Source organism: Snuella sedimenti, from assembly GCF_016428595.1.
In the GTDB taxonomy this organism is placed as follows: Bacteria; Bacteroidota; Bacteroidia; order Flavobacteriales; family Flavobacteriaceae; genus Snuella; species Snuella sedimenti.
Genome location: NZ_JAELVQ010000007.1, coordinates 197,324 through 208,708, shown reverse-complemented (window position 1 = coordinate 208,708; position 11,385 = coordinate 197,324). Strand labels below are relative to the sequence as shown.

Annotated in this window: 7 protein-coding genes; 2 read left to right on the top strand and 5 right to left on the bottom strand. The window is 37.2% G+C overall.

The features are described from left to right. Positions 1-132 precede the first annotated feature (132 nt). The 5 genes from JF259_RS07855 to JF259_RS07835 all read right to left on the bottom strand — a co-directional run bounded on the left by JF259_RS07855 (position 133) and on the right by JF259_RS07835 (position 8,222). Positions 133-984, bottom strand: coding sequence for an alpha/beta hydrolase family protein (locus JF259_RS07855; protein ID WP_199114755.1), 852 nt, complete (start codon positions 982-984; stop codon positions 133-135). Between the two features lie 3,110 nt (positions 985-4,094). Next, complete coding sequence (locus tag JF259_RS07850; RefSeq protein WP_233164161.1) at positions 4,095-5,357, bottom strand: BamA/TamA family outer membrane protein; 1,263 nt, start codon at positions 5,355-5,357, stop codon at positions 4,095-4,097. Then, positions 5,354-6,358 (bottom strand): glycoside hydrolase family 113, encoded by a 1,005-nt coding sequence (locus JF259_RS07845; protein WP_199114754.1) that lies wholly within the window; start codon positions 6,356-6,358, stop codon positions 5,354-5,356. The genes JF259_RS07850 and JF259_RS07845 overlap by 4 nt, the downstream gene beginning before the upstream one ends. A 232-nt stretch (positions 6,359-6,590) precedes the next feature. Then, the gene (locus JF259_RS07840) at positions 6,591-7,457 is read right to left on the bottom strand and encodes a transporter family protein (protein ID WP_199114753.1); all 867 of its coding nucleotides are present in this window, start codon (positions 7,455-7,457) and stop codon (positions 6,591-6,593) included. Positions 7,458-7,511: 54 nt separating this feature from the next. Further along, positions 7,512-8,222, bottom strand: coding sequence for a DUF547 domain-containing protein (locus JF259_RS07835; protein ID WP_233164160.1), 711 nt, complete (start codon positions 8,220-8,222; stop codon positions 7,512-7,514). 205 nt (positions 8,223-8,427) lie between these two features. Between JF259_RS07835 and JF259_RS07830 the strand changes: the two genes are divergently transcribed. Both JF259_RS07830 and JF259_RS07825 read left to right on the top strand, forming a co-directional pair. Next, positions 8,428-9,768: an NAD(P)/FAD-dependent oxidoreductase gene (locus JF259_RS07830; protein WP_199114752.1), complete on the top strand. Its 1,341-nt coding sequence runs from the start codon at positions 8,428-8,430 to the stop codon at positions 9,766-9,768. 20 nt (positions 9,769-9,788) lie between these two features. After that, complete coding sequence (locus tag JF259_RS07825) at positions 9,789-11,369, top strand: 4Fe-4S binding protein (RefSeq protein ID WP_199114751.1); 1,581 nt, start codon at positions 9,789-9,791, stop codon at positions 11,367-11,369. Positions 11,370-11,385: the final 16 nt, after the last annotated feature.

Below are 11,385 nucleotides of genomic sequence, written 5' to 3'. Positions count from 1 at the left end.
TCCCGAAGAAGCCTTCACAAAAAACAAGGCAATCCCCATAGTAGGCTAACCGACCAAAACCGGTTCAGTCAACACGGTGTTCTTGTTTGGTCTTACAGACCACATGAACACTTAGTTATTGGCAATAGTATTTTATATTTTCTTATACCATTCAATAGATTTTCTCCAAAGGGTTGTTTCATATTTTCTGCTAAAAAAACCAAAATGTCCAATTGCACTAACTCCCACATCATTAGGTTTAATATTTTCAATTTCTTTATTAGCAGATGTAAATAAAGTATAAACTCTTTTTAAGGCCTTTTTTGTCCCTATAACATCATCTTCAATAGCTAAGGTTAATAATTTACCCTTGTATTGATTGTAAAATAATTTATGCCCTTGTTTTTCCAACTGATTTACCATATCAGGGTTCTTTTTTCTAGAATCCCATTGTTTTATAACACCTTTTGGAATATCTTCTAGAAGTTTAAGTTTTTTTCCCGGAAAATAGCCGTAGAGATTTGTAACGAGAGGAAAAACAATATGCCATAGAAAATATAATTTGTATTTCTGTTTGCTCCAATCTTTATAGTAAGATGTTTGAGCTCCAATATTTAGTATTCCACTAATTGAATTACAATTTTCTGACATTCCAATTATAGTTCCTCCAATGCTATGTCCCAAAACCAAAATTTTATGTTGAGGAAATTTTTCTTTTACATACTTTAACACAGAAGTAAAATCATTTTGTCCCCAAGTTGTAAAAGTAGCTTTAAATCCTCTTAACTTTTTTGGTCTTGATTCTGCGATTCCTCTGTAATCGTATGTTAAAGAATCAAATCCATTTTCAGCTAAATATGTTGCATAATTTTTATATAAGTTCCTACTTATACCTGTAGCTGAATTTATAATTACGACTTTATCCTTTTTACATTTAGCATTGGCTAGAAAAAGGTTGCCTTTAATGACAAAACTATCTTTGCAAACAATATCTATCGTTTCCATATTATTGCCAACTCGTTATATCTTTATATATTATACTGTTTATCGGTTATCTAATTCCAGATAAAAGAACTTTTGTTCCTCAGCATAACTTACAGGACATAAATATATACAAAAACCTACAAATATGTAATATATTATACCAACTTAAACAAACAACACATTTAGGATGGGTCAATCCCTATTTTTCAGTATAGCTAGTGTATGGGAAAGGTATTTCAACAGAAAGTAACAAAAACAACATATGCTTCCAAAAACAGCAGAAAACAAAAAGTGCAACTATGTATAGCTCCTCCCTATCAAAGCCCTGTCAAAGCCCTGTCAACTCCATATAATGGGTATATATCTATTATCCGTAAACGCTATGTAGATATCTTGAGTTTCCCGACTTTCTTAAAAGCATGCTTATCAACCACGCCATAATAACAACTTTCAGTGCCTTTTATTGAGAGGCCTAGAGCCTAGACTGCAGTTTTACGACTTAATACCCCTGCATAATTTATAGCATTTCTATCCTCCCGGCCTACCGATACAAATCTTAAAAATCAAGGTAGCAGGGCGGGATGAGGATGAAAATCCTGTTTGACCCCGAAGTAATGAGGGGGAGGTATTTTTATCCGTGGAGGGGATACCGTAGCATTTCTTAGATTTTTATCGTAAGCCTAGACTTTTTTGCTTACTTTTTTCGGCAATGGAAAAAAGTAAGAAATCATATTCCTTTGGCCGCACCCCAATATAAATCAACCTGCGTAAACGTACTATTCCTGTAAAGCTCAACACAGGCTCAGACGAAAGGCAGGTATGACAAAGAAAAGCATAGAGAAAATGAACCGTGGCCTACCGATAAAAATCTTAAAAACCAAGGTAGCAGGGCGGCATAAGGATGAAAATCTTGTTTGACCCCGAAGCAATGAGGGGGAGGTATTTTCATCCGTGGGTGCGGATACCGTAGCATTTTTTTAGGTTTTTATCGTAAGCCTAGACTTTTTTGCTTACTTTTTTGGGCGATGCAAAAAAGTAAAGAACTGTCATGCAGAGCGAAATGCAGTGAAGCGCAGCATCCCTCATCCAAAAGTGAATGCCTGCCACAGTTTATCTTGAGCATCTCGACAAGCTCGATACAGGCTCAGACGAAAGGCAGCCATAACAAAGAAAAGCATTGAGAAAATGAACCGTGGCCTACCTATAAAAATCTTAAAAATCAAGGTAGCAGGGTGGGATGAGGATGAAAATCTTGTTTGACCCCGAAGCAATGAGGGGGAGGTATTTTCATCCGTGGGTGCGGATACCGTAGCATTTTTTTAGGTTTTTATCGTAAGCCTAGACTTTTTTGCTTACTTTTTTGGGCGATGCAAAAAAGTAAGAAATCATATTCCTTTGGCCGCACTCCAATATGAATCAACCTGCGTAAACGTACCATTCCTGTAAAGCTCAACACAGGCTCAGACGAAAGGCAGGCATGACAAAGAAAACCATAGAGAAAATGAACCATGGCCTACCGATACAAATCTTAAAAATCAAGGTAGCAGGGCGGGATGAGGATGAAAATCCTGTTTGACCCCGAAGTAATGAGGGGGAGGTATTTTCATCCGTCGGTGCGGATACCGTAGCATTTTTTTAGGTTTTTATCGTAAGCCTAGACTTTTTTGCTTACTTTTTTGGGCGATGCAAAAAAGTAAAGAACTGTCATGCAGAGCGAAATGCAATGAAGCGAAGCATCTCTCATCCAAAAGTGGATGCCTGCCACAGTTTATCTTGAGCATCTCGACAAGCTCGATACAGGCTCAGACGAAAGGCAGGTATGACAAAGAAAAGCATAGAGAAGATGAACCGTGGCCTACCGATACAAATCTTAAAAATCAAGGTTGCAGGGTGGGCATAAGGATGAAAATCTTGTTTGACCCCGAAGCAATGAGGGGGAGGTATTTCCATCCGTGGGTGGGGATACCGTAGCATTTTTTTAGGTTTTTATCGTAAGCCTAGACTTTTTTGCTTACTTTTTTGGGCGATGCAAAAAAGTAAAGAACTGTCATGCAGAGCGAAATGCAATGAAGCGAAGCATCTCTCATCCAAAAGTGGATGCCTGCCACAGTTTATCTTGAGCATCTCGACAAGCTCGATACAGGCTCAGACGAAAAGCAAACGTGATAAGGAAAAATAAAGAGAAGATGGATCCCGGCATACTTATAAAAATCTTAAAAATCAAGGTAGCAGGGCGGTATAAGGATGAAAATCTTGTTTGACCCCGAAGCAATGAGGGGGAGGTATTTCCATCCGTGGGTGCGGATACCGTAGCATTTTTTAGGTTTTTATCGTAAGCCTAGACTTTTTTGTTTACTTTTTTCGGCAATGGAAAAAAGTAAGAGGCTACATTACAGTTCTTACCATACTATTCCAAACAAGGGAATAAACGCGGTTTCTTATAAATACACCCAAAAGTGGATGCCTGCCACTATTTATCTTTAGCATCTCGACAAGCTCGATACAGGCTCAGACGAAAGGCAGGTATGACAAAGAAAACCATAGAGAAGATGAACCGTGGCCTACCGATACAAATCTTAAAAATCAAGGTAGCAGGGCGGGATGAGGATGAAAATCTTGTTTGACCCCGAAGTAATGAGGGGGAGGTATTTTCATCCGTGAGTGCGGATACCGTAGCATTTTTTTAGGTTTTTATCGTAAGCCTAGACTTTTTTGCTTACTTTTTTGGGCGATACAAAAAAGTAAAGAACTGTAATGCAGAGCGAAATGCAGTGAAGCGAAGCATCTCTCATCCAAAAGTGGATGCCTGCCACAGTTTATCTTGAGCATCTCGACAAGCTCGATACAGTCTCAGACGAAAGGCAGGCATGACAAAGAAAATCATAGAGAAGATGAACCGTGACATACCGATACAAATCTTAAAAATCAAGGTAGCAGGGCGGGATGAGGATGAAAATCTTGTTTGATCCCTCCTCAATATAAATCAACTTGATTAAACGTACCATTCCTATAAAACTCAACACAGGCTTTGGACGAATCTCTTCAATAACCGAAAGATTCTTCACTTCACTACGCCACGTTCTGAAAGAACACAAAACTATTATTAATGATGGATATTCTTTTTATTACTCCTAAAAATACTGCCCAATACCAAACACCAATCCATTAGTAGCACCTTTAGTCAGTCCATGCCCATAGTCAATTCTAAAAATGGCATTGTATATTTTTTTGTGAATGAAGCGAAGCCCCAAACCTGAATAGACTTTAATATTATCTGGGTCGGTAAAATCGCTGAGCTTCCCTCCCGGATTACGCCAAGTACCTGAATCTATAAAAGCATTACCTTGCATTACAAACCATCCTTTTTCGTATAAGGTATGTCTGTATTCGGTATTGAATACAATAGAACCCGTCCCCCTGTCGATAGTATTCCCTACCCCTCTTATATTTACGTTATTGTCAACCGAAAATGGTGCAAAAGGCGTCTTATCATTACTGGACAGTCCCATGCGCAACCTATTGGCCCAATTACCATGTTTTCCCAATCGCTTAAAGTAAAAAAGGTCGTTCCAGGCTATAAAAAAATCAGGAAGCATATCATTCGTTGACGTTACATACTGAAACGTAAACAAACTTCTAAACCCTGAAATACTATGGTAATAATAATCCAACCCATTATAATCATAGATTAATTTTAGCAACCACTTATGAACATTTAAGGCTTGAGGCACTTGATCGCTGGTAGCACCCGACACATACTTGTAATCCTCCATAAAGTAATTAATACCGCCTTCTATCCTATTCTTTAAATTAACCGTATACAAACCCAATACTTCCAACGATTCGTTATTGTATCTGTAATCGGCCGTAGAACCATCAAAAAAAACAGGTTCCAAAGTTGTTAGATCCTGATAGTTAACAGCCAACCCAAAGGTATTTGAAAACAGATAGGGCGCCCTTAAGTTCACAGCATACGAACTGTAGATATCCTTTTGGTAAAAACCGCCAAAACCTATATTTCTACCTAACAAATTAAATTCGTGAAGACCAATCCGATAAGCAAACTCATCATCATTAGTCGTATACACATTTAAAGAGGGGATCAATGTAAAATGCTCGATTATATGATAAACAACCTTGTACATACTTTCAGTTTCCTTAACCACCTCAAAGTAAGCATGCGAAACTGCCGGTAAAAATTTAAGACGTTTTATATCCTTTGCAATAAGGGCTGAATCTAAAACCACTCCAGCCTTAACATCTGATATATTCTTTATAAATACGGTCTTTAATCTTTTATTACCCTGAATTTGAAATTCTGAAACCATCTTATTTTGGGCATTCATACTTCCCAAAAACAGACCTGTAAAAAGTAGGATCAATGCGATTCTCATGACTTGGAAAAATAAGATTTTATTAAGGCCTCGACTGGCTTGTTTTGAGGTGTAAATTGTGTGTTTTCGTTTCCACCCGCTGTTTCGTGATTATGATGCCATTTCCAAACGAAACCACCAGCAAACCAGTCCTCTTGCCAAAACGCTTCAAACAAAGCTTGCGTTGCATTGCGCTGCCCGGCTAAGTTAACCTGGGTCATTCCCCTGTCACTCTTCCAGGGCTCTTTTGCCGCATAGTCAACACTTCTATAACCAAATTCTGTAAATAAAACAGGCTTATCGTATTGACTAGAAAGTGTACTTATCTCACTCTTGTGCTTTTTCCAACCAACTAAACAAGCTTCCAATGTTGGCGTTCTACTATCACTTACAGGAAAGTAAGCATCAACACCTATATAATCCATATCACCCCAAAAAGGCACACGCTTAAATTCATCCCAATTAGCAGCATAAGTTAACTTACCATCATAACGTTTCTTAATTTCTAATATTAAACGTTTCCAATAATCCGGTCGGTTCATTATAAACTGTTCCAATTCTGTACCAATACAAAAAATATCAGCGTTTATCTGCTTTGCCAATTCAGCATAACTCAAAATGAATTTAGAATACGAATCTTCCAATTGTTTCCAGCTCTTTTCATCCTTCATTGCTATATGGCCCGTAAACAAACCATGCCATACCCAAATTTGCGGTTTTAGCATGATCTTAATATGTTGCACCGATAAAGCCTTACTATATTGTTTCACCCCTGCTTCTGTTTCTCCAAACCACTGCCGATTCGTATTAAAAACAATTTCTGGATGCGACAGATCACGTATAAATCCAAAGGGCATAACAGCCGCATAATTAGCATTAATGTCTACAAGCGGACTAGTATGGTCATTGGTTATAGACTCCCGTGAAGCTACAAAACTAACACCTTTAATCTTTTCGATTTGACTACTACAGGACTGAAAAAAGAGCAATAATAAAAAAATCAGGCACTTAAAAGCATTCATAGTATCTCTTTTAAACTTCTAATTTACTATTAATACCTATTCGATTCTAAATTTGCTCAAATAAAATAATGAACTCATCTTGACTTTTTTGATTGAAGTGAAAATTAGCTATTTTGAGCTTGATGGAAGGCATTTTTAAGTTGCATAGCAGGGCTACGGAATGAGAAAATGACGAAAAGCAGGCTCTTTTTAACCAATTAGAAAAAGTCAAGATGGGTTCAATGTATACCCTTTAAAACAATGCGCGTAAGCCTAAATTAAATGACTGGCCTAAACCTGTATTGGCACCTCTTATAAAATTACTGTACAATAACTCTAAATTTAAAATCTGTGTTAACTGGTATTTTCCTCCAAATCCTAAAGCGGTATAGTCTTGGGTAAAATCGCCAAAACGTTGCTGATGCTGAACAAAGCCCAATACCGTAAAAACATTGGAAGGAAAATAACTAACAAATACCCCGGACACCAATACAACAGTATTATTGGCAAAACTAGCATCATCACCAAAATTATACTCTGTATTCAATTCCGTAAACAATTGCCAATCACCACTGGCAAACGTATAGTCATAGAAAAACCTATTCTGAAACGTGTAAGCTGTTTGATCCAAATACACGCCATTTTCACTTTCATTAGCTATCAAAGGGATATGAAAAGCTGTTTGAACCGTAAAGTTACGCACATCTTTTAACGGATTAAATTTAATCGCTGGTGCCACCGATGTTAACCCCGAACGTGCCGTCATCACATCACTGTCAAACTTAAAAACGTCAAGGGCTTTTCTATCGTCAACTACGTTCGACCTTATATCGAACAAGAGCCCTATGTTTATCGTTTTAGATTGCGAAACCCCAGTAAACACATCAAAAGACGATGTAAAATAGGTTTCTCTTGCCTTATCACTTTTAACCCCATTATTAATGGCTTTAGTTTCCGTATACAGATTGTTAAACCATTTTATATCCCATTGGCCTTTACTCAACAACTTTGAGGGCGTATAGGTCTGGATATTACTTCTTTGGGATGCTTTCGTGTTTTCTTGAGAAAACCCAAAATATGTAACACCAATAAAAACAAGTAGTAGTAATTTCTTTTTCACACGTTTAAATTTTAGTAATAATTTGAATACATTAATTTTTATTGTCTGGTATTATTATTCGTTTAAACTCCAGTCATATGGAAAATATGTCAACCTGTAATTATCCGGTATCTTTTCTGTTCTATAGCTGTTAATAAAATCAATTTCAGTCCTATCATCAATAGTAAAATCGTCTTTATACCATTCCATTATTTGAGATACTTCCACGCGTTTCTTTTTGCTATTAACTTTTAAAAATGAACCATTCAATGCTTTTTTGGTCTGTATATCCAATTGCGTTTCTACCGTAGCAGGCATATAAACCTCATTAATTAATGGTGGACAGCCCAAGGCACCGCACACCAACACAAAATGAAAACGCGCATCCTTATATCCTGCTATTAATTTTTCATGTTCTATAGCATTTAAAGTAAGTGTCTCACCTGCCAATTTATAAGTATCCTTATCAAAGAACCCAGCCTTATCCAAAGGTGATTTTATCGGGTAGTTATCTACAATCCCTTTTATAACACATATATTATAAGCATTGATCCAAAACGCTTTATTGATGCTCTCATCATCACCAGAAACCGTAAAGGCCTCTGCCAAACGCAATAGCTTATTTAATTGCCCTTGATTATCCTTTATAGAAGCATAAGCAACTTTTCCATTCACCACATTAGCTTCAAAAAAGGCATCGGCTTCAGTAAAAAAGACATTCGTGTTTTGAGAAACCCCAGAAAGTGTCATCAAAAATATAAGTATAAACATTAGTTGTTTTTCCATAAGTTCTATTCATTCTTTTTACAAAATAAAGACGCCTAAATCTAATTAAATGTAAGCTAACTTACACTTTTGGCATTATTTTTCAGTGTCTGAATAATTTGATTTACCTTACAAATAGATTTCAATTTATAGTTGTTCTAAATTAAGTAGTCAAGTTAAGTTTTTATCTTTAACTTCGACCTAGTACAACGTAACTACCAAAAAGATGGAGCACATTGTAATTATAGGAAATGGCATTTCGGGCGTCACTGCCGCAAGACATATAAGAAAACTTTCCAACAAAAAAATAACGATCATTTCTGACGAAACGGATTATTTCTTCTCCCGTACAGCAATTATGTATGTTTACATGGGCCATATGACATTTGAGCATACCCAACCTTACGAAAACTGGTTTTGGAAAAAAAATAATATCGACTTAAAAAAAGGGCGTGTAACCGCTATTGAAGCTCCCTCAAAAACACTACACCTTTCTGACGGAAATACTTTTAACTACGACAAACTAATAATAGCAACTGGTAGCAAACCTAACAAATTCGGGTGGCCCGGTCAGGATTTAAATGGCGTTATGGGCCTATACCATAAACAAGATCTGGATAACTTAGAAAAATACGCACCCAATAATAAGGTTTGCAAACGTGCAGTAATTGTTGGTGGCGGATTAATAGGTATTGAGTTGGCCGAAATGCTTCATTCCAGACATATTCCTGTTACCTTTTTGGTACGTGAATCCAGCTTTTGGAACGGTGTCTTACCAAAAGGAGAAAGCAATATGGTTAACCGGGAAATTAAAGCGCATCATATTGATCTGCGCTTAGGAGTTAACTTAAAAGAAATTAAATCGGATGAAAATGGCAATGCAACATCTATTGTAATTGCCGAGACTGGCGAAGAAATACAATGTAACCTTGTTGGTCTTACAGCAGGCGTATCCCCTAATATTAGTTTTTTAAAGGGTTCCAAAATTGAAACAGGCCGAGGCGTTATTGTAAACCGCTTTTTAGAAACCAATTTCAAAGACATCTATGCCATAGGCGATTGTGCCGAACAACAAATAGCTATAGATGAAAGAAAACCTATAGAAGCCGTTTGGTACACAGGACGTATGATGGGTGAAACCGTAGCACAAACCATTTGTGGCAACAAAATGGCATATAAACCAAGCCATTGGTTTAACTCCGCTAAATTCTTTAACATCGAATACCAAACCTATGGTTGGGTCTGGGCACAACCTAAAAATAATGAAGCCCGCTTTTATTGGGAACATCCTAATGGCAAAATATGCATACACATTAATTTCGATAAAGACACAAGACAGTTTATCGGCATTAATACATTAGGAATAAGAATGCGCCACAACTTTTTTGAAAAGGTTTTAAATGAAAAGAAATCGGTTGATTATGTTATAGAACATCTTGCAGATGCAAACTTTGACCCAGAATTTTATAAGCTTCATGAAAAAGAAATTGTTGCAGCTTTCAATAAAGAGAACCAAACCAATATCCAGTTAAAAAAGAAAAGCTGGAAACGCATTCTCAGTATATGAGTTAAAAACATTCGTTTATAATGAAAACCATTCAACATACAGGGCTAGGCATTTTTCTAACGGGATTAACCGTGTTTATTGCGCTTATCTTTTTAGGGGAATACAAAGTATCGCCCGAATTATTTAATACTGTCGTTACCAATAAAGGCATTAAAAGTGAGCTCTTTATCAACGATATCAAAAATAATGTACTGGAAAAAACCTTCACTTCGCCCTTTAAATTTTCCAGAGCTGTAACCTCAGCCATTAAATCGGCTAATGCATCGCACAAACAAAATAGCGAATGGGATAAGGTTATATGGGACAAGCCCCATAGTTTCTCCTATGCCATTGCTAAAGAAGCTGGAATAGGTATTGTTAAAGAACACAAATGGTTATTTTGGTGGCTCACCTTTGGTTTAGGTATTATTGGAGCCTTATTGTTTATAATACCACAACTTATAACCTTGGGAGCACCTGGAATTAAAAACGACGGTATTTACCATAAACCTGCCACCAATCGTGGGTGGATTGGGTGGTGCGTATTCACCTTTTTAGTTGCTTTTTACGTACTCCTCTATTTCAGGCCAGATTATATTGTAAACTGGACTTATGTAGTCGATCCCATAAGCAAAAGCCTAAATGGCAATCTCGCAAGCCAATGGTTCTTATACGGTTTTATATATTGTGTGGTTATGCTGGTTATGGCTGTTAGAATGTATATAAAATACAGACACAACAACTATCAGTTATTGCGTACGACATCCGTTTTATTTTTTCAAGTTGTATTTGCCTTTTTAATCCCTGAAATACTGGTACGCTTTGAAAAGCCTTGGTACGACTTTAAAAACGCCTTTCCATTAGACTACGATTTCTTTTTTAGTTGGAATTTAAACGAATTAATAGCGAGTGGCGGACTCGGTTTATTCATTTTGGTTTGGGGTGTTGTTTTAAGCTTGGTCATTGTTCCCATAATGACTTATTTCTTTGGTAAACGCTGGTACTGCTCTTGGGTATGTGGCTGTGGAGGCTTAGCCGAAACCTTGGGTGATCCTTACAGACAACTATCGGACAAATCGCTTAAAGCTTGGCAACTGGAACGCTGGTTAGTACACGGTGTTTTGGTTTTTGCTTTAGTAATGACCGGTTTTACATTATATACTTATTTTTCTGGAACTGCAGCTGTTCTTGGCATACAAACACAAACCATTCAGGACATATACGGCTTTTTAATCGGTTCTATATTTGCCGGGGTAATCGGTACAGGCTTCTATCCTATTTTTGGAAACCGTGTTTGGTGCCGTTTCGGATGCCCCTTAGCTGCCTATATAGGAATCGTACAGCGCTTCAAATCCAGATTCCGTATTACGACCAATGGCGGACAATGCATTTCTTGTGGTAATTGTTCAACCTATTGCGAACAGGGTATCGATGTACGCGCCTATGCGCAAAAGGGTGAAAATATTATTAGAGCCAGTTGTGTTGGCTGTGGTATTTGTAGTGCCGTTTGCCCTAGAGGCGTTTTAAAACTGGAAAATGCACCCGAAAAAGGGCGCATCAATCCAACAGAAATTCTATTAGGCAATAATGTTGATCTTATCGAGCTTTTAAAAAAGAAATAGAATTTGAAATCCATCT